The organism is Kerstersia sp., from assembly GCF_052103615.1.
Lineage (GTDB): Bacteria > Pseudomonadota > Gammaproteobacteria > Burkholderiales > Burkholderiaceae_B > Kerstersia.
In genome coordinates this window covers 1-17,980 of sequence record NZ_JBQEKA010000058.1, presented here as the reverse complement: position 1 = coordinate 17,980, position 17,980 = coordinate 1, and the positions used below count along the sequence as shown (strand labels likewise).

Below are 17,980 nucleotides of genomic sequence, written 5' to 3'. Positions count from 1 at the left end.
GGGCGGCAGCCAGGTGGTCGGCCATGAAGGCCTGCCGGAAGCGCTGGTCGAAGTCGGTATCCTTGGCGAACCACAGGGCTGGACCGGCGTCGCGCCAGAAGGCGATAACCTGCTCGGGGCTGGCGCCGGTTTGCGTATCGTTGTCGAACATGGGGACTCCCTCGGGAGAGTGGCATAGGTATCCTGTATCATCATAGCGGATTGTTGTGCCGCCGCAGGCGAGGCAGGGCCGGGCGGGCCGGAGGACAGCGATGACAGAAGAAAAATCGCCGCAAGGCCAAAGACGCTGGCTGGTGTGGGCGGTGTGGCTGGCCCTGATGGCGGCAGCCTGCGCCTTGATGGCGGCCTGGCGCGGCACGGTATTGAGCGACGAAATGGCCCAGGCCCGTGATGCCTTGGGCCGGCAGGTGGCGCAGCGCGCGGATCAGCATGATGCCCATTTGACGGCCTTGTCGGCAATCGCGACGGCCGAGGCCGGCGGGCATGATTTGTTCCTGGATGTCGCGGCCACGATTGAGCAGTTCTATCCGCGTATTGTCGCGGTTGGTCTGGTGCCCCTGGATCCGGCGGCGCCGGCGGCCACTACCCGGCCCTTGAGCCCGGCCTTGAGCGCGCTGGTGCGCCAGGCGGCGCAACAGTCCGGCGGCAGGCTGGCGGTATTGCCGCATCCCGAAGAGGCGGATCATTATCTTTTGGTCAAGCGCAGCCCCAACAATGAGGCGGCAAGATATGGCGTCATGCTGGATATCCAGGCTGGGCGCCTGCTGGATGACGCCGGGCCATTCTGGCGCCAGCACGACGTAACGCTGGGGCTGGCCTTGCCGGACGGCACGCTGCTGGCGGGGCAGGAGCCTGAGACCAATGCGGCACGCGCCGTGGCGCCTATCGGCAGCGCCTCGCAGCCCTTGCTATTGCAGACAGGCAGGCGCATTGGCCTGGCCGAGCGCTTGCCGCCCTGGCCGACGGCCTTGCTGCTGCTGGCGCTTAGCCTGCTGTATGGCACCGCCTGGCTGATGCTGAGGCAGCGGGCGCGTACCCGCGCCGCCATGGAGCAGGCGCGTTACAGTGCGCTGGAATCGCGTCTGGCGCATGCGTCGCGGGTGAATGCCCTGGGGGAAATGGCCAGCGGCATGGCGCACGAACTGACTCAGCCGCTGACGGCCATTCTGGCGCAGACTCAGGCGGGCCGGCGCTTGCTGGCGCGTGGCGAAGCCGATAGGCTGGCTGGCATTCTGGACGACAATATCGCGCAGGCGCGGCGGGCCTCGGCCATTCTTGAGCGCATCCGCAATTGGTCCAGCGCCCGGCCCACGGCGCCGCAGCGTTTCGACCTGAGGGAAACCTTGCGCAATGTGCAAACCTTGCTCAGCGGCGAAGCCGCCAGACACGGCGTGCGGCTGAGCGTGCTGCCTGCCGTGCAGCCTGTGTGGGTCAGGCTGGATCCGGTGGAAATCGAACAGGTGGTATTCAATCTGGTGCGCAATGCCATAGAAGCGGGCAGTGCGGCCGCTGGCGGGGGCGAGGTCAGGCTGATGCTGCGCCGGGAAGACGGTACGGCCATTCTGGATGTCCGCGATAACGGGCCGGGGGTGGCAGCGGAGATGCATGAGCAATTGTTCATGCCGTTTGCGACTACGCGGCCTGGCGGCACGGGTCTGGGCCTGTCTTTGAGCCAGCGGCTGGTTGAGCGGGCGGGCGGGACGATCATGCTGGCGGCAAAGGATGGGCCGGGCGCATGTTTTCGCGTGACATTGCCATGCCTGGCTGAGACAGAGGAGCAGAACGCATGAATCATCCGGTCTATCTGGTGGACGACGACGATGCTGTCCGGCACGCTTTGGCTTTGCTGCTCAGTACCGTGGATATGGCGGTGACCGGCTTTGCCGATCCGCGCCAGTTCCTGGCGCAGATCGGCCGTTGCGAGCCAGGCTGTTTGATCCTGGATATCCGCATGCCGCTGATTTCGGGCTTGAAGCTGCAGGAACAGCTGCTGGAGCAGGGCATAGATTGGCCGACCATCGTCATTTCAGGGCATGGCGATGTGGAAGCCTGCCGCCGCGCATTCTGCAACGGCGCGGTGGATTTTCTTTCCAAGCCCATCGACGAACAGGACTTGATCGACGCCATTCAGAAGGGGCAGGCCTTGCTGACGCGGCGCTTGCGGCAACAGGCGGAACAGGCTGAAACCCTGGCCTTGCTGGGGACACTGACGCAGCGCGAGCGCGAGGTGCTGGAACGGATTGCGGCGGGCTTTACCAGCCGGCAGATTGCGGATGGTCTGGGTGTTTCGCCGCGGACGGTGGACAGCCACCGCGCCGCGATCGGGGCCAAGCTGGGGACTTCCTCGCAAGCGGAAATGACCCGCTTGTGGATGGAGGGCGGGCAGCCCGCGTCTCAGTAGAACTACCGGTTTGGGCGTCATGGCTACGGATGGTGCGGACTCAGCGGGCGTTTTACGATAGCTACACCTTTTCAAGCCGTCCACAGGAGTCAGATATGATCCGTTCGATATTGTTTGCCGCCGTGATTCTCAGCCCCGCCGCCGTCATGGCCCAGCCCAAGGCATTGCCGACGGCGCCCTATTTGCCGTTGGAGCTGGCCAGCCAGGCAGCCAATGCCGCCGTCAAGGCTTGCGCCGCCCAGAACCAGAATGTCAGTGTCGCCGTGGTTGCGCGTGATGGTTCGACCAAGGTGTTGCTCAAGGGCGATAACGCTGGCCCGCAAACGGGTTCGGCCTCGCAGGGCAAGGCATTTGCCGCTGCCGCGCTGGGGCGCGATACCGCTGCCGTGGCCGCGTTCATCAGCAGCAACCCGGCCAATGCCGGCATGCGTGACCTGGACCCGCGCATGGTGATCCAGGGCGGTGGTTTGCCCATCCGTATTGGCGGGGCGCTGGTGGGCGGCATCGGCGTGGGCGGCGCGCCTACCGGCGACATCGACGCAGCCTGCGCGCTGGCCGGCCTGCAAGCCATAGGCGCGCAAGAATAAGCTTGCCCGCCAGCTGCCAGCCGCCAGCCGCCAGCCGCCAGCTTCCGTGCTGAGGCACCCGCCAGTCCATCAGGACTGGCGGGTTTTTTCATGTCCGCAGATTCCGTACCCAGTGCGCATAGAGCGGCGCCAGCGTGGCATGCAGGCTGGCGGTTTTCTCTTCCAGCCCGGATAAGGTGTCGGTTCTTGAACTGACTGCCGGATTGCCGGCGGCTACCTCACGGTCGAGTTGCGCGCCATTGCGCTCCACGGACAGGCGGACCAGCGCGGGCGTCATTTCCAGGTGGGATTGCATGGCGATGTGGATGCCATCGAGGACAAAACCTTGGTGGGCGCAGTGATCGCTCGCGGCAATCAGTTCGGCGCCGTCCGGCAGGCGGTGGAAGGTATCGCCATGCCATTGGAAGGTCAGCAGTTCCTGCCCTGCCGGGCGGGACAGCCAGGCGGGCGCCTGCGGCGCATCGGTGACGGTAATGTGCTGCCAGCCGATTTCGGGTTGCCGGTTGCGGCGGACGTCGCCGCCCAGGGCCACGGCCATGATCTGGCTGCCCAGACAATGGCCGGAGAGGGGGATGCGCAGGCTGGCAGCCTGGCGGATCAGCGCCATTTCTTGCTGCAGCCAGGGGAGCGGGTCATGCACGCTCATGTAGCCGCCCATGAAAATCAGGCCGGAAAAGGCATCGGCCTGGGCCGGTACCGGCGCGCCATCGACAATCGGAATCAGGCGGTAGGGCACCTGCAAGGCGTCCAGAATGGCGGGAACGCTGCCTGGGGCGCCGACTTCCGTGTGTTGAAAAATAGCGACGGGTTTCATGCCTGAATATCCTGTACGGGCGCCGCGGGGGCGCAGTGAGGGGGAGCCGCGCCTGACATGCCGACGCCCAGCAGGCGTTGCAGCAAGCCGGCATCTGCTGCCAGTTCCTGGCTGGGGCCGGCGTGGCACACGGCCCCGCGTTCCAGCACGATAGCCTGATGCGTCATGGACAAGGCCAGAACCGGGTGCTGTTCGACCACGATGGAGGGCAGGCCGTCTTCTTCGCACAACTGCATGATGGCGCGCGCTAGTTCTTCCACAATGATGGGGGCCAGGCCTTCCATGGGTTCATCGAGCAGCAGCAGGCGCGGGTTGGTCATCAAGGCCCGGCCTATGGCCAGCATTTGCTGCTCGCCGCCGGAGAGCTGATTGCCGTAGTTGCCGCGGCGTTCCCGCAGGCGGGGAAACAGCGCATAGACGCGCGCCAGGTTCCAGGGGCCGGGGCGGGCGACGGTGGTCAGGTTTTCCTCGACGGTCAGCGACGGGAACACTTCGCGTTCCTGCGGCACCCAGCCCAGGCCGGCCCGCACGCGCTGGTGCGGCGCGGCCTGGGTAATGTCGGCATCCTGCCAGCGTATGGCGCCGCCCATGACACGGGTATTGCCCATCAATGTTTCCAGCAGTGTCGTTTTACCGACACCGTTGCGCCCCAGAATGGCCAGGCTCTGGCCGGCGGGCAGGCGCAGCGAGAGGCGGTCGAGAATCACGGCATTGCCGTAGCCGGCGGTCACGGCGTCGAAAACCAGCGCGTCAGGCATGGGGAACTCCTGCGGAACCAAGATAGACTTCCCGCACCCGCGGATCGGTCATGATGTCTGCTGGTTCGCCTTCGGCAAGAATGCTGCCGGCGACCAGGACGGAGATGCGTTTGGAAAAACGGAAGACCAGATTCATGTCGTGCTCGATGAACAGGATGCTGATGTCTTCGGGCAGTGCCGCAATCACTTCGAACAGCTCGCCGCTTTCGTCTTCAGGAATCCCGGCGGCGGGCTCGTCCAGCAGCAGGATGTGGGGGCGGGCCGCCATGGCCAGCGCAATTTCCAGCAGGCGCTGCTTGCCGTAGGCCAGTTCGGTCACGGGAATGGCGGCGACGCTGTCCAGGCGCAGCCGGCCCAGCAGCTCATGGGCTTCCGCATGAATGTGCGGCAGGCGCCGCAGGCTGCGCCACCAGGACGCGCCCAGCCCTTCGCGTTCGCAGATGGCCAGGACGATGGAGTCCAGCGGCGTCAGATTGGGAAACAGCGTATTGATCTGAAACGTGCGTACCAGCCCGCCACGCGCGCGCTGGTCACAGGAGTGCTGCGTAATATCCTGGCGGCCCAGGCTGATGCTACCGCTGCTGGGGCGCAGGACGCCGGTCAGCAGATTGATGAGCGTGGTTTTTCCCGCGCCGTTAGGGCCGATCAGCGCCTGGCGCGATCCCGGCTCCAGCAGCAGGTTGACATCATTGACGGCGGCAAAGGCGCCGAATCGTATGCCCAGGCCCCGGGTTTGCAGGGGCAGGGTGCTGCCATTCGATTTCATCGTGCTTTCCCCACAGTGAACAGGCGGGAGATCAGGCCCAGCACGCCGCCGCGGCCGACCATGACCATGGCCATCAGGAAGATGCCGATCCAGAACATCCAGAACTCCGGGTTCAGTTCGGCGAAGGCATCGTGCAGCACCATGTAGATGATGGCGCCTATGATGCCGCCATAGAGCCTGCCGGTACCGCCCAGCACCAGGATGATGAGGATTTCCGCCGAGCGGTTGAATCCTATGGATTCAATGCCGACGAACTGCGTCGTCTGGGCCAGCAGGGCGCCAGCGACACCGGCAATGGCGGCAGAAAAACAGTAGGCCATGCGCAGGCGCTGATCCACCGGCGAACCGATGGCGCGCATGCGTTTGCGGTTGTCGTGAATGCCGCGCAAGGCCAGGCCGAAGGGCGAACGGATGATGCGGCGGGCCAGCAGAAATACCCCGAGCACGACGGCAAAGCTATAGAAGAAGGCTGTTTTGCCCCAGAGGTCGAACTCGAAATAGCCGAATACCGGCCACATTTCTATGCCTTGCAAACCGTCGGTGCCGCCGGTGATGCTGCTCAGGCGGTTAGCCAGTTCGGCCAGCAGCATGCACACGCCTATGGTGATCATCAGGCGCGCCAGATCAGAGCCGCGCACGACCAGATAGCTCAGCAGATAGCCCACCAGCGCGCAGACGGCGAAGGCCAGCAGCAGGCCGGAGAACGGTTCGGCCCAGCCGTGTTTGGCCAGCAGACCGGCGGCATAGGCGCCCAGGCCGAAAAAGGCGGCGTGGCCGACGGTCAGGATGCCGGCATAGCCGAGCGCGATATCCAGCGAGACGGCGAAGAGCCCAAAGATCAGGATCTGGCTCAGCAGCGTCAGGCGGTCGGGCAGCAGCAGGCTGCCGGCGGCCAGCGCCAGCCAGAACAGGGCTTCCAGCCAGGGCAGGCGGTCTTGGGGAATCGAGAGCTTTTTCATGCCAGCCCCTTGCGTGGAATGATGCCGTTGGGACGCAACAGCAGCAGTGCGACCATGAAGACGTAGATCAGGAATGAACCTGCCTCGGGCAGGTAGTATTTGCCGGCGACATCCACAATGCCCAGCAGCAGCGCTGCGATGAACGGGCCGGTGATGGTGCCGGCGCCGCCGACGCAGACGACGATGAGGAAGTACACCAGGTATTTCAGGGCGAACGCGGGTTCCAGGCCGATGACGCCCAGGCTCAGCGCCCCGCCTACCCCTGCCAGGCCGCAGCCGAAGGAGAAAGTCAGGAAGAACAGCCGTTTGACATGAATGCCGGTCCCGGCGGCGACGCGCTGATTGTCCACGGCGGCGCGCACCATGGCGCCGTAGCGGGTTTTATTGAGCAGCAAAAGCAAACCGCCCCAGATCAGCAGGCCGGCCAGCACCAGGAACAGCCGGTAGCGGCTGATATCCAGGCCTGGCAGGGCAATCTGGCCTTCCAGCGCGGCGGGCATGCGGAAAGGCTGCATGGACGGCCCGAACAGGTAGGTGATGCCCGCCGTGGCGGCAAAGACCAGGCCGATGGAAAACAGCACTTGATCCAGCGGATGGGCGCGGTACAGGCGCCGGAAAAACAGTCTCTCCAGAATGGCGCCGCACAGGGCGGCGGCCAGGAATGCCAGGGCCAGCGAACTGAAGAAATCCAGTCCGTAGCGCTGCATCGCAACGCTGGCGGCATAGCCGCCAGCCATGGCGAAGGCGCCGTGCGCGAGGTTGACGAAATTCATCAGCCCCATGGTCACGGACAGCCCGACGCTCAAAAGGAAAAGGAGCATCCCGTAGGCCACTCCATCGAAAATCACTGTCGCCATCGAGATGCTCCTGCCTTACTTGCCTTTGGCGGCGTCTGCCTTGGCAGGGTCTTTCACGTTCTCATAGGCGTCGAACTCGACGTTCACGAGTTTGCCGTCCACTTTGTCCGTCTTGCGGATATAGACCGTCTGCACGATGTCGCGGGTTTCCGGGTCGATCTGGATCGGGCCGCGCGGGCTTTCGAAACTCAGGCCGGCCAGGGCATCCATGACTTTGGTGCCGTCGGTGTCGCCGCCGGTCGCGGCCAGTGCCAGGTCATACGCGGCCATGGCGTCATAGGCGGTGGCGGCGAAATAATTGGGCCGCAGGGACGTGCCGAAGTTTTCCTCGAAATCGCGGATGAACTTCTGGTTCTTTTCCGACGGGTGGGCGTAGGAGTAATGGTGGCTGGTAATCAAATCCTGCGCGATGTCGCCAGTGGCATCCAGAAAGCTGTCGTCGGTGGCTTCGCCGGTGGCGAAGAGCTTGATTCCGGCCTCGCTCAGGCCGCGCTCTTTCCAGACGCGCAGGAACGCGGGGGGCATGACGCCTGAGGGGAAGAAAAAGAAGACGGATTCCGGCTTGGCGTCCTTGATGCGCTGGACATAGGCCGAAAAATCGGGGTTGGACATGGGCGTGCGGATTTCGCCCAGCACCTTGCCGCCGCCCGCTTCAAAGGCATTCTTGAAAGCCGTGTAGGCATCGGTGCCCGAGGCATAGTCGGCCACCACAATCATGGTTTCCTTCACGCCGTTTTCCAGCATCCAGCGCGCCATCGGGTCGGAAACCTGCTGCACGGTGAATGACAGGCGGGCGATATAGGGCGAGCTATTGGTGATGGCCGAGGACGATGCGTTCATGACCAGCACCGGCACTTTGGCTTGCGTGGCAATCGGGGCGACGGCATAGGCGTTGGGGCTGAAATCCAGGCCGGTCAGCAATTGCACCTTGTCGCGGACCACCAGTTCCTGGGCGTAGCGCTTGGCCAGATCGGGCGCGGCACCGGCGGTGTCCTTGCGGATGATTTGCACCGGGCGGCCGGCAATCTTGCCGCCGTGTTCCTTGAGATACAGCTCGACGCCGGCATCGAATTGGCGTCCATAGTCGGCATAGGGGCCGGAGTAGCTGGCGATCATGCCTATTTTCAGCGGCTCTTCGGCCTGTGCCGGCAACCCGAAGGTTGTGCCAATACAGGACAGCAGGGCGGCGCCGATCAAGGTTCTCTTGCTCATTTTCATGGGGGAACTCCGTTGTGGCTGTTGGTGGACAAAGAAGGCGGATGAATCGTTGTTGTGATGCCGGCAGACGCGTCAGGCGCTGGCAGCCAGATGCTTGAGATCGAAGGATTCGTCGCGCAGCATCTCCGGCGTGGCGGGAATCGCGGCGCTGATGAGTTTCCGGCTCAGCATATGCTCGCCGGGACGGTTGATGGAATGCGCCGCGGCAATGCGGCCGTTGCGCAGATAGAACACGCTGAAGCGGTCCGCGGCCATATCGCCGCGGATGACGGTTTCGTCGCCCGGCAGCGCCAGCCCGGCCATTTGCAATTTGAGGGCGAACTGATCGCTCCAGAACCAGGGCGCGCCGGTATAGGGTTCGGGCCTGCCCGCCAGCGCGGAGGCCAGGGCGCGGGCGCCGTCATTGGCGGCCTGAATGGACTCCAGGCGCAAGCGGCGCGGCATGCCGGGCACCTCGGGCTGCAAGGTATTGGCAACGTCGCCGATGGCATAGACATGCGGCGCATCGGTACGGCCCAAGGCATCGGTGAGTATGCCGTTGTCGCAGGCGATACCGGCCTGGCGGGCCAGTTCATCATTGGGTTGCACGCCGATGCCGAGCACGACCAGATCGCAATCCAGCACGCTGCCATCGGCCAGTTCCACGCCGGTGACACGGCCAGCCGCGCCGCGCAATTGGCGGACGCCCTGGCCCAGCCGGATATCCACGCCGCCATCACGCTGTTTTTGTTCCAGATAACAGGCCATGGTGGCGGGCAGGCGGCGCGCCAGCAATTGGGGATGGGTTTCGATCAGCGTGACCTTCAGCCCGCGTCCCGTCAGCGCCGCCGCGGCTTCCAGGCCAATGAAACCGCCGCCGATAATGCAGGCGCGGCTGGCTCCGGACAGAGCGGCATCCAGGGCGAGCGCATCATCCAGTGTGCGCAGGTTATGCACCCCCGCCAGGCTGGCGCCAGGCAGGGCCAGCGTGCGGCAGCGGGCGCCGGTGGCCAGAGCCAGGCCGCCATAGCGCAGCGCTGAGCCATCGGCCAGGGAAAGTGTCTGGCGGCCCGGATCCAGGGCCACGGCACGCGTGCCCAGGCGCAGTTCTATGTCCTGTTCGCGGAAAAAATCCGGCCCTTTGAGCGCCAGGCTGGCCGCGCTACTTTTGCCGCTCAGCAGGCCCTTGGACAGTGGCGGGCGCTGGTAAGGCGCATGGGCCTCGTCGCCCAGCATGATGATGGGCGCGTCATAACCCAGGCGGCGCAGGCTGTCGGCCAGCTGCGTGCCGGCATAAGAGGCGCCGACAATCACCAGCGGCGGCGGGCGCGAAGAGGATGACGCGGAGCCGGCGGGATTCATGACTGGCTCTCGGGGACGCGCACGGTCAGGCCGTCGAGCGCATCGGTCAGAATCAACTGGCAGCTCAGGCGGCTGCCAGGCTGGCGCTCACTGGCCACGCCGTCCAGCAGTTCGTCTTCCATGTCGTCCGGCGCCGGCAGGCGGCTGATATCGGCATCGGCGACATAGACATGACAGGTCGCGCAAGAGCAACAGCCGCCGCACTCGGCATCTATGCCGCGTATGTTGTTGTGAATGGCGGTTTCCATGACGCTGGCACCGGCTTTGGCCGTTATGCTGCGGGTGCTGCCGTCTTTGAGGATGTAGTGGATGGTGGGCATGCTATCGCCTTAAAACATATCGAAGTATTCGCGCTGTTCCCACTCGCTGACTTCGAGGTTGAAACGGTCCAGCTCGGCCTGTTTGATATGGCAGTAGTAGTCGATGAAGGCCGGGCCGATCTGCTGGGTCAGCACGGTGTCCTGGCGCAGCGCGGCCATGGCTTCCGGCAGGGAGCGCGGCAGGTTTTCCGCTGCGGTTTCGTAGGGGGCGTCGGCAGAGGGGCCGGGGTCCAGCTGGCGCGCGATGCCGTCCAGGCCGGAGAAAATCTGCGCCGCCAGGTAAAGGTAGGGGTTGGCGGTCGGTTCGCCCACGCGGTTTTCGATGCGGCTGGCATTCTGGCCCTGGCCGCCCAGCACACGCAGCATGGCGCCGCGATTGTCGCGGGCCCAGATGGCGCGGTCCGGCGCCAGGGAGAAGGGGCGGTAGCGCCGGAAGCCGTTGACCGACGGGCTGGCAAACAGGGCCGCGCCGCGCGCGTGCTGTTTGAGCCCGGCCAGGTAATGCATGCCGCAGGGGCTGAGCGGATGCTCATCGGTGTCCGGCATGAAGGCGTTGGCGCCATTATCCTTGCGGCACAGCGATTGATGCAGGTGCCAGCCGCTGGACATGACATTCGGGATGCGCGGCCGGCACATGAAGGTGGCGTGGTAGCCGTGGCGCAGGCAGATCTGCTTGATGGCGCTGCGCAGCAACACCATGGTGTCCGCGGGTGCGAGGCCGCGGGTCGGGCCGAAGACCAGTTCGAACTGGCTGGGGCCGAATTCGATTTCCAGCGAATGCAGGGGCAAGCCCAGCGCCAGCAATTGCGTGCGCAGCAATTGCATCAGGTCATCGACCCGGTCATAGCGCAGCTCGGTCAGATACTGGTGGCCGTGCGTGAGCAGGGAAACGCGCGGCGGTTCACCCGGCTGGCCGGAGTCTTCTAGGCCCATGCGGGCATCGTCCAGCCGGAAAACATGGAATTCGACCTCCAGCCCGGCGATGAAATCCAGCCCCAGGGTATCCAGTTCGCGGATGGCGCGCTGCAGGATCTGCCGCGTGCCGAAGGGACAGGGCGTCCCGTCGCTCATATAGGCGTCGCACAGAATCCAGCCGGTGCGCGGCGCCCAAGGAAGCATGCAGAAGGTGGAAGGGTCCGCCACCAGGGTCACATCGGCGCCGCCCTGCAGGCCGGGAATGGCGAAGCCGCCATTGCTGGAGAACACGGGAAAGACCGTTTTATGCGAGGTGTCCTTGGCCAGCAGCGTGGACGTCAGGTTCACCCCGTTGCGCAGCGCCGCGCCAGCCGCTGCCGCGACCAGTGTTTTGCCGCGCAGAATGCCGTGCTGATCCGGCCAGGCGAAGCGGACGGTGTCCACGCCGCCGGCGGCAAAACGCGCGGCAAGTTCATCTGCCTGACGTTGCTGGTCTTCCGACCAGAGATTGAAGCGTTCAACAAAACTGGCCATGTTGGCTACCCTTCTTTCAGGCCTGCAGGCGGGCGCTGGCCCAGTCGGAACCACGGCGGCGCAGGAGGTCGGCTTCTTCGCAGTACGCATCAGTGCGGTCGGCTTCGGCGACCCCGTCGATGGAAGGCGGGCCGTACAGGGCTGCGGCTTCTGCGGAATTGGGCTGCATGGGAACGGCTTCGCCGGACAGAGCGGCCTCAATGGCGCCGACCAGCATGCGGCGGTAGGCGATGATGCCCTTGTCGGTGGTGCCCAGGTGCTCGCGGGTGCGGTTCTGGATCGGGCCTAGCGATTCACAGGCCCATTGGTCATGCACGTTGATGTCCATGCCCATGCCGGTGTAGGTCTGGGTCAGCTGCTCTTCGACGTTGTAGCCATAGTTGTTGCGCTTGTTTTTGCGCGAGATGTAGTCCGGCAATTCGATGGTGGCCAGACGTTGTTCGCGCATCTGCTGCTTGTCCACCGGACCGGCAAAGCTGGTGAAAATCGCGTACCAGTAGCAGTGCGTGTCGTCCACCGGTACATGCCACTGCGAGATGGTCATTTCGGTGCTCATGGGGATGACGAATGCCTGCGGGAAGATCACGTTGGTGACGCGGACATGGGTTTGCGTATCGGAGAGCGTGCGCAGCGTCGTCAATTGCATGCCGTAAGGGGCGGGATTGACACGGATTTCCGGGCGGTCGTATTCACGCAGCACCTGGGTGATGGCCAGTTCCGAATCGGCCGAAGCGCCGCGGAATTGCTTGCCGTAGCTTTCCGAGGTGTCTTCGTCTTCGAAGAAACGGTGCAGGAATGACGCGTGGGCTGGGTCCATGCCGACTTCCAGCGCCTGCAGCCAGTTGCATTCCCACAGCCCCTTGAAGGCGAAGGTGTGGCTATCGGGAGCGACGAAACAGTCGAAGTCGGGAAAAGCCGGGGGCTCGCCTTCGCCGATGTAGGCGAAGATGATGCCGCTTTTTTCCACGACCGGATAAGCGGCCTGCTTGATGCGGGTACAGAGCTTGCTGCCGGCGGGTTCTGCCGGGGTTTCCAGGCAGTTGCCCTGGGCATCGAACAGCCAGCCGTGGAACGGGCAGCGCAGTCCGCCGTCTTCCAGGCGGCCGAAAGCCAGATCGGCGCCGCGGTGGGGGCAATCACGGTCCAGCATGCCCAGCTTGCCGTTTTCATCACGGAACAGAACGAAATTCTGGCCCATCAGTTTGACCGGGCGCAGCGGGCGCGGCCCTTGCAGCTCTTCGGCCAGCGCGACGGGCTGCCAATATTTCCGCAGCAGCGTGCCCGCCGGCGCGCCGGGGCCAACACGCGTGATGAAGTCATTTTGTTCTGCGCTGAGCATGGGAAATCCCTCCTGATGGATGCCTGGGTTTATTCGCAAGCAGTGGTGTCTTGTATTCCACTGTATGCAGCGGTATGCATTAAAAATAATTTAAGCAGGCAGGCATCGGGGGTCAACGGATTTTTTGATTTCCATGATTTATAGATGCATGAAAATTCCCATAATATTTTTCTGTCCGGGAAATGGATGAAGCGTGTTTTGAAAAAATGAGGAGGCTGGCGTATTGATTGGATTTGGCGGGTTTTTGCGGAAAAGATGAAATGCGGGCTGTGGCGGTTCTCAATGGCTATTTCGAGGAAACGAATTTTTTTGACAACTAGGGATAGCGAGCAGACTCTGCTGGGCTTATGTGTTAATTGTCTTATCTATATGTTTTTACGGTTATTTTTATTGATTTCACGATCGTCTTTGTTTTTGATAATCGTTTTTATTTATTTTTAATTGGGGGTGAAACGGTGCAATATTGATCTTTTTTGGTGCGGCGCGGCATACCTGCTGCACGGGTTTGGTGCGGCGCCTGTGACTGGCTTGTATCGCGCGGCTTTATTGAATGGGATGGAATGGAGTTGGAATGAAATTATTGCGATGCGATACGGAATTTAATGGCGGTCTTTGATGCTTTTTTTCAGGATGACATTCGTGCAGATAGCCGTTATCAGCAAGGGGGCGTGGCTTTTTTTGGGCGGATGGGCCGAATTTCCGGTAGCGGCGCGAATATTCGGCGTTTTTCTTCAACCCGTTGGGTGTGAAGCCGTGTTTGAAAAGATTTCCCTGGTCTTGGGTGTTTTTTTATCTTTATGAAAAATAACGGTATTTTTGATTTGTGGACGGAGGTCACGGTTTTGGTGCAGAATGTTTTTTAATGTATGCAGCATGACGGCTAATGCCCCGGCTCCCTGCCAGGGCGCACCAGGAAGGTGCGGCCCGGCAGCCCTCGGGTTATCCTGCTGTTCTTTCTGCATGCAGTACCGGCTGCCGCTTGTTGCGGCGGTGGTGTGCCAGGGGCCATGTCGTGCTCCTGGGTCTGCATGGACGCTAGGCGTGGCTGAATATGGACTCTCAACAATCTCGAGTATTGGTGCAACTCAGGGACATGATCCTCAAAGGCGAGTTCGTGCCGGGGGAGCGGCTGGCCGAAGTGCCTTTGGCCGAAAAGCTGGGAGCCTCGCGCACGCCAGTGCGGCTGGCCCTGACCAGCCTGGAACATGAAGGCCTGATCGAGCCTGCGCCTGGCGGGGGCTACCGCATGCGCCAGTTCACCGCGCGCGAAATTGCCGACGCCATACGCCTGCGCGGTCTGATAGAAGGTTTCGCTGCCCGCTTGCTAGCCGAACAGGGCGCGCCGCGCCAGTTGCTGCGTGAGCTACAGGAGTGCCTGGATGATGGCGACCGTGTCGTTTACAAGGCGCAGATGGATCTGGATGACTATGCCGCTTATGTGGAAATGAACGACCGTTTTCACCGCCTGATCCTGGAAGGCTGCGGCAACGTCATGCTGGGGCGCATGCTGGAATTGCTGGTGGGCCAGCCGTTCGCTGCGCCCAGCGCCATGTTGCCCATGCAGTCCAATATGGAAGAAGGGCAGCAATGGATGCAGCACGCGCATCGCACGCACCATGCCATTTTCCAGGCCATCGAACGGGGGCAGGGCTATCGCGCCCAGGCGCTGGGCGAAGAGCACGTGGAAATTGCCCGGATGAACCTTGAATATGCGCTGGAAAAGCCGGAACTCGCCGTTGAGTTGATGCCCAGCATGCGTCTGGTGGATACCAAAGGTCGCCTGTAACGCGCCCGTGCGGGGGTGCCCGGCGCATAGCGGGCAGATCAGGGGCTAAAATCCGCAAGTCCGGGAAAACCGGATAGCCTTGTTGGGTTGTGCCCTGCATTTTTGAATCTGACTCCGGGGAATACGAGAGTGACTTCCGCCTTGCATCAATCTTCCATTACGTCGCTGCCCTTGCTGGGCCGCGGCAAAGTCCGCGATATGTACGCTGTCGGCGACGACAAGCTGCTGATCGTCGCGAGCGACCGCATTTCGGCGTTTGACGTCATTCTCGATGACCCGATTCCAGGCAAGGGCCAGGTGCTGACGGCGATGACAGACTTCTGGCTGAAGAAGCTGGCGCACATCATGCCCACCCATTCCACCGGCGTGGACCCCGAAAGCGTGGTGACGCCCGCCGAGCGCGAACAGGTGCGCGGCCGCGCCGTGGTCGTCAAGCGGCTCAAGCCGATTCTGGTCGAAGCCGTGGCGCGCGGTTACATCATCGGTTCGGGCTGGAAGGATTACCAGGCCACGGGGGCGATCTGCGGCGTCAAACTGCCTGCCGGCCTGCAACTGGCGGACAAACTGCCGCAGCCGATTTTCACGCCGGCCGCCAAGGCCGAATTCGGCCTGCACGACGAGAACGTTGATTTCGCCTATGTGGAGCGGGAAGTGGGCGTGGAGCTGGCGGGCCGGATCCGTGACGCGGCCTTGCGTCTGTACACCGAAGCCTCCGAGTATGCCGCGACGCGCGGCATCATCATTGCCGATACCAAGTTCGAGTTCGGCCTGGATGACCAGGGCGTGCTGCACCTGATGGACGAAGTGCTGACGCCGGATTCCTCGCGTTTCTGGCCGGCGGATTCCTATCGCGCCGGTGTCAATCCCCCTTCCTTCGATAAACAGTTTCTGCGCGACTGGCTGGAAAGCCAGCCCTGGGATAAAACACCGCCCGCGCCGCGTTTGCCTGCCGCTGTGGCGGAACAAACGGCGGCCAAATACCGCGAAGCCCTTGAGCGCCTGACGCAAGGCTGAGCGAGTCCCGCCGGCCCGGCCCAGGCGGGCCGGCGCCATCCGTGGCGCCGGGTATTGTCGCAACGCCGCCACGTTGTCCGGGCCTGCGGTCTCCTATCGTTGCCGCGGGCTGGCACACGCCGCGCAGTGACCGCCGCACTGGCGGTAAAATAGCAGATTACCAATTTTTTCCGCCAGAGCGGGTGGCGCAATGCCGGCAGCTGGCATGCATCATGCCTGTACCGCATGCGCGCCCTGGCGCGAGGCTTTCCTGAAATGACCATTGAATTCGATCCTCCGCTGCGGGCTGATGCCGTCGTCGGCGTCGTCATGGGGTCTTCCAGCGACTGGGACATCATGAAACAAGCCACCGATATGCTGGATGCGTTCGGCGTGCCCTATGACGTCCGTGTCGTTTCGGCTCACCGCATGCCGCTGGATATGGTGGCCTATGGCGCTGCGGCCAGCGCGGCGGGCTGGCGCGGCATTATCGCCGGCGCCGGCGGCGCGGCGCATTTGCCTGGCATGCTGGCTGCGCTGACGGAAGTCCCGGTCTATGGCGTGCCGGTGCCCTCGCGCTACCTGCGCGGTGAGGATTCCCTGCTGTCCATCGTGCAGATGCCCAAGGGCGTGCCGGTGGCCACTTTCGCCATTGGCGAGGCGGGCGCTGCCAATGCCGCCCTGCATGTCGTGGCGGCCCTGGCCACCACCGACTCAGCCTTGCGCGAACGCCTGCTGGCCTTCCGCGCCAGGCAAACCGGCCAGGCGCGCGCGATGGCCGTGCCGCCCGTGGCATCCTGAGTTTCCGGTCAATGGCATTCATGAGTACCGAGCAAGTGAACAACAATCAAAACACCGGCCTGACGCCGGTTCTGCCTGGCCAATGGCTGGGCATGCTGGGCGGCGGCCAACTGGGCCGCATGTTCGTCCATGCCGCCCAGGCCATGGGCTATCGGGTGGCGGTGCTGGATCCGGCGGCCGACTGTCCGGCCGCACAGGCCGCAGACCTGCATATCCAGGCGGCCTACGATGACGTCGCGGCCTTGGATGCGCTGGCAGCGCAATGCGCGGCGGTGACGACCGAGTTCGAAAATGTGCCGGCCGATAGCCTGCGGCGTTTGGCGCTGCGCGCGCGCGTGGCGCCTGCGGGCGATGCCGTGGCCGTGGTGCAGGACCGCATTGCCGAGAAAGACTTCCTTGCCAGCCAGGGCATTGCGGTCGCGCCGTATGCGGCTATCCGTGCCGCGGCGGATCTCGACGCTGCGTCCGAGGCCTTGTTTCCCGGCATTCTGAAGGCGGCGCGCCTGGGGTACGACGGCAAAGGGCAGGCCAGGGTGGCGAACCGCGCCGAAGCGCTGGCGGCATTTGCCGCCTGGGGCGGTGTGGACTGCGTGCTAGAGGCTTTGCAGCCTTTGCACCATGAAATTTCCGTGGTTCTGGCGCGTGGCGCGGATGGCGCGACGGCTGTCTTCCCGATTGCGCGCAATGTCCATGAGCAAGGCATTCTGGCAGTGACCACCGTCGGCGCGGAAGAAGATGGCGCCTTGCTGGCGCAGGCGCAGGATGCCACCCGCCGTGTGGCGGAAGGCCTGGCGTTCCAGGGCGTGCTGTGCGTTGAGTTTTTTGTTTTGCAGGATGGCCGCCTGCTGGCCAACGAAGTGGCGCCCAGGCCGCATAACAGCGGCCACTTTACGCAGAACGCCTGTTTTGCCAGCCAATTCGAACAGCAAACGCGTGCCGTGGCGGGTATGCCGCTGGGCAATCCGCAAGCGCATTCGCCGGCGGTGATGCTCAATCTGCTGGGGGACATCTGGTTCCGTGGCGATGCGGCGCAAGCCAGTGAACCGGATTGGGCTGCCGTGCTGGCCTTTCCCTCGGCGCATCTGCATTTGTATGGCAAGCAAGAAGCCCGTCCGGGCCGGAAAATGGGCCATATCAATGTGGTGGCGGCGACCTTGGCGCAAACCCGCGCGGATGCGCAAGCCATCGCCCGCCTGTTGGGGATTCCGCAGCCATGAGCAAACTGCCCGGCGCCAGTGAAATCGCGGCCGCTGCCCGCCTGCTGGATGCAGGCGGCCTGGTGGCCTTCCCGACTGAAACTGTCTATGGCTTGGGCGCGGATGCCGCGGATCCCGCCGCCGTCGGGCGTATTTATGCGGCCAAGGGCCGGCCTTCGAATCATCCGGTGATTGTGCACATCGCGCCGGAAACCCCCTTGTCGGATTGGGCCAGGGATATTCCGCCAGTCGCACGCGCTTTGGCGGAGGCTTTCTGGCCTGGCCCTTTGACACTGATCCTCAAACGCGCCGATGGCGTGCCGGATGCCGTCAGCGGCGGCCAGGACAGTGTCGGGGTGCGTTGTCCTTCGCATCCGGTGGCGCAGGCATTGCTG

General features: G+C 63.6%; 19 protein-coding genes. 8 read left to right on the top strand and 11 right to left on the bottom strand.

Annotation, left to right across the window (positions count from 1 at the left end; genetic code table 11):
- The first annotated feature begins 251 nt into the window (after window positions 1-251).
- From ACTJGZ_RS11725 to ACTJGZ_RS11715, 3 genes are all read left to right on the top strand, one after another.
- Entirely contained in the window at window positions 252-1,790 is a 1,539-nt protein-coding gene (locus tag ACTJGZ_RS11725) for a sensor histidine kinase (protein ID WP_441663102.1), read from the top strand.
- Window positions 1,787-2,401 carry a response regulator transcription factor gene (locus tag ACTJGZ_RS11720; RefSeq protein ID WP_441663101.1) on the top strand — a complete coding sequence of 205 codons (615 nt, stop codon included), beginning with the start codon at window positions 1,787-1,789 and terminating at the stop codon, window positions 2,399-2,401. Before ACTJGZ_RS11725 ends, ACTJGZ_RS11720 begins: the two co-directional genes overlap by 4 nt.
- Window positions 2,402-2,496: 95 nt before the next feature.
- Window positions 2,497-2,988 (top strand): GlcG/HbpS family heme-binding protein, encoded by a 492-nt coding sequence (locus tag ACTJGZ_RS11715; RefSeq protein WP_441663100.1) that lies wholly within the window; start codon window positions 2,497-2,499, stop codon window positions 2,986-2,988.
- Between the two features lie 88 nt (window positions 2,989-3,076).
- On the opposite strand, the gene ACTJGZ_RS11710 is transcribed toward ACTJGZ_RS11715, so the two are convergent.
- The 11 genes from ACTJGZ_RS11710 to ACTJGZ_RS11660 all read right to left on the bottom strand — a co-directional run bounded on the left by ACTJGZ_RS11710 (window position 3,077) and on the right by ACTJGZ_RS11660 (window position 13,771).
- Window positions 3,077-3,802 (bottom strand): type 1 glutamine amidotransferase, encoded by a 726-nt coding sequence (locus tag ACTJGZ_RS11710; protein ID WP_441663099.1) that lies wholly within the window; start codon window positions 3,800-3,802, stop codon window positions 3,077-3,079.
- Entirely contained in the window at window positions 3,799-4,560 is a 762-nt protein-coding gene (locus ACTJGZ_RS11705; protein WP_441663098.1) for an ABC transporter ATP-binding protein, read from the bottom strand. The genes ACTJGZ_RS11710 and ACTJGZ_RS11705 overlap by 4 nt, the downstream gene beginning before the upstream one ends.
- Window positions 4,553-5,326: an ABC transporter ATP-binding protein gene (locus tag ACTJGZ_RS11700; RefSeq protein ID WP_127773151.1), complete on the bottom strand. Its 774-nt coding sequence runs from the start codon at window positions 5,324-5,326 to the stop codon at window positions 4,553-4,555. Before ACTJGZ_RS11700 ends, ACTJGZ_RS11705 begins: the two co-directional genes overlap by 8 nt.
- On the bottom strand, window positions 5,323-6,285 hold the full coding sequence (locus ACTJGZ_RS11695) for a branched-chain amino acid ABC transporter permease (protein ID WP_127773152.1): 963 nt from the start codon (window positions 6,283-6,285) through the stop codon (window positions 5,323-5,325). The genes ACTJGZ_RS11700 and ACTJGZ_RS11695 overlap by 4 nt, the downstream gene beginning before the upstream one ends.
- Entirely contained in the window at window positions 6,282-7,142 is an 861-nt protein-coding gene (locus ACTJGZ_RS11690; protein ID WP_441663097.1) for a branched-chain amino acid ABC transporter permease, read from the bottom strand. Before ACTJGZ_RS11690 ends, ACTJGZ_RS11695 begins: the two co-directional genes overlap by 4 nt.
- 15 nt (window positions 7,143-7,157) lie before the next feature.
- A complete protein-coding gene (locus ACTJGZ_RS11685; protein WP_441663096.1) occupies window positions 7,158-8,360 on the bottom strand; it encodes an ABC transporter substrate-binding protein in 1,203 nt (400 codons plus the stop codon).
- Between the two features lie 72 nt (window positions 8,361-8,432).
- Window positions 8,433-9,701 carry an NAD(P)/FAD-dependent oxidoreductase gene (locus ACTJGZ_RS11680; protein WP_441663095.1) on the bottom strand — a complete coding sequence of 423 codons (1,269 nt, stop codon included), beginning with the start codon at window positions 9,699-9,701 and terminating at the stop codon, window positions 8,433-8,435.
- Window positions 9,698-10,021, bottom strand: a complete 324-nt coding sequence (locus ACTJGZ_RS11675; RefSeq protein ID WP_068374349.1) for a 2Fe-2S iron-sulfur cluster-binding protein — start codon at window positions 10,019-10,021, stop codon at window positions 9,698-9,700. Before ACTJGZ_RS11675 ends, ACTJGZ_RS11680 begins: the two co-directional genes overlap by 4 nt.
- Window positions 10,022-10,030: 9 nt before the next feature.
- On the bottom strand, window positions 10,031-11,470 hold the full coding sequence (locus tag ACTJGZ_RS11670; RefSeq protein WP_068374346.1) for a glutamine synthetase family protein: 1,440 nt from the start codon (window positions 11,468-11,470) through the stop codon (window positions 10,031-10,033).
- A 16-nt stretch (window positions 11,471-11,486) separates the two neighbouring features.
- Entirely contained in the window at window positions 11,487-12,809 is a 1,323-nt protein-coding gene (locus tag ACTJGZ_RS11665; protein ID WP_127773154.1) for an aromatic ring-hydroxylating dioxygenase subunit alpha, read from the bottom strand.
- Between the two features lie 731 nt (window positions 12,810-13,540).
- Window positions 13,541-13,771 carry a hypothetical protein gene (locus tag ACTJGZ_RS11660; protein ID WP_441663094.1) on the bottom strand — a complete coding sequence of 77 codons (231 nt, stop codon included), beginning with the start codon at window positions 13,769-13,771 and terminating at the stop codon, window positions 13,541-13,543.
- Between the two features lie 89 nt (window positions 13,772-13,860).
- On the opposite strand from ACTJGZ_RS11660, the gene ACTJGZ_RS11655 reads away from it, so the two are divergent.
- From ACTJGZ_RS11655 to ACTJGZ_RS11635, 5 genes are all read left to right on the top strand, one after another.
- Entirely contained in the window at window positions 13,861-14,595 is a 735-nt protein-coding gene (locus ACTJGZ_RS11655) for a GntR family transcriptional regulator (protein WP_441663093.1), read from the top strand.
- A gap of 129 nt (window positions 14,596-14,724) precedes the next feature.
- Entirely contained in the window at window positions 14,725-15,609 is an 885-nt protein-coding gene (locus ACTJGZ_RS11650; RefSeq protein ID WP_441663092.1) for a phosphoribosylaminoimidazolesuccinocarboxamide synthase, read from the top strand.
- Window positions 15,610-15,864: 255 nt separating this feature from the next.
- Window positions 15,865-16,389 carry a 5-(carboxyamino)imidazole ribonucleotide mutase gene (gene purE, locus ACTJGZ_RS11645; protein WP_441663091.1) on the top strand — a complete coding sequence of 175 codons (525 nt, stop codon included), beginning with the start codon at window positions 15,865-15,867 and terminating at the stop codon, window positions 16,387-16,389.
- A gap of 20 nt (window positions 16,390-16,409) precedes the next feature.
- Window positions 16,410-17,606: a 5-(carboxyamino)imidazole ribonucleotide synthase gene (locus ACTJGZ_RS11640; protein ID WP_441663090.1), complete on the top strand. Its 1,197-nt coding sequence runs from the start codon at window positions 16,410-16,412 to the stop codon at window positions 17,604-17,606.
- The coding region (locus tag ACTJGZ_RS11635) for an L-threonylcarbamoyladenylate synthase (RefSeq protein WP_441663089.1) at window positions 17,603-17,980 on the top strand (378 nt) is incomplete at its 3' end. The genes ACTJGZ_RS11640 and ACTJGZ_RS11635, both read left to right, overlap by 4 nt.

Coding starts and splice junctions, on each gene's coding strand:
- ACTJGZ_RS11720 (WP_441663101.1), top strand. CDS start 1,787: ATGAATCATCCGGTCTATCTGGTGGACGACGACGATGCTGTCCGGCAC.
- ACTJGZ_RS11690 (WP_441663097.1), bottom strand. CDS start 7,142: ATGGCGACAGTGATTTTCGATGGAGTGGCCTACGGGATGCTCCTTTTC.
- ACTJGZ_RS11675 (WP_068374349.1), bottom strand. CDS start 10,021: ATGCCCACCATCCACTACATCCTCAAAGACGGCAGCACCCGCAGCATA.
- ACTJGZ_RS11640 (WP_441663090.1), top strand. CDS start 16,410: ATGAGTACCGAGCAAGTGAACAACAATCAAAACACCGGCCTGACGCCG.
- purE (WP_441663091.1), top strand. CDS start 15,865: ATGACCATTGAATTCGATCCTCCGCTGCGGGCTGATGCCGTCGTCGGC.
- ACTJGZ_RS11685 (WP_441663096.1), bottom strand. CDS start 8,360: ATGAAAATGAGCAAGAGAACCTTGATCGGCGCCGCCCTGCTGTCCTGT.
- ACTJGZ_RS11680 (WP_441663095.1), bottom strand. CDS start 9,701: ATGAATCCCGCCGGCTCCGCGTCATCCTCTTCGCGCCCGCCGCCGCTG.
- ACTJGZ_RS11725 (WP_441663102.1), top strand. CDS start 252: ATGACAGAAGAAAAATCGCCGCAAGGCCAAAGACGCTGGCTGGTGTGG.
- ACTJGZ_RS11715 (WP_441663100.1), top strand. CDS start 2,497: ATGATCCGTTCGATATTGTTTGCCGCCGTGATTCTCAGCCCCGCCGCC.
- ACTJGZ_RS11660 (WP_441663094.1), bottom strand. CDS start 13,771: ATGCAGAAAGAACAGCAGGATAACCCGAGGGCTGCCGGGCCGCACCTT.
- ACTJGZ_RS11655 (WP_441663093.1), top strand. CDS start 13,861: ATGGACTCTCAACAATCTCGAGTATTGGTGCAACTCAGGGACATGATC.
- ACTJGZ_RS11700 (WP_127773151.1), bottom strand. CDS start 5,326: ATGAAATCGAATGGCAGCACCCTGCCCCTGCAAACCCGGGGCCTGGGC.
- ACTJGZ_RS11695 (WP_127773152.1), bottom strand. CDS start 6,285: ATGAAAAAGCTCTCGATTCCCCAAGACCGCCTGCCCTGGCTGGAAGCC.
- ACTJGZ_RS11710 (WP_441663099.1), bottom strand. CDS start 3,802: ATGAAACCCGTCGCTATTTTTCAACACACGGAAGTCGGCGCCCCAGGC.
- ACTJGZ_RS11665 (WP_127773154.1), bottom strand. CDS start 12,809: ATGCTCAGCGCAGAACAAAATGACTTCATCACGCGTGTTGGCCCCGGC.
- ACTJGZ_RS11670 (WP_068374346.1), bottom strand. CDS start 11,470: ATGGCCAGTTTTGTTGAACGCTTCAATCTCTGGTCGGAAGACCAGCAA.
- ACTJGZ_RS11705 (WP_441663098.1), bottom strand. CDS start 4,560: ATGCCTGACGCGCTGGTTTTCGACGCCGTGACCGCCGGCTACGGCAAT.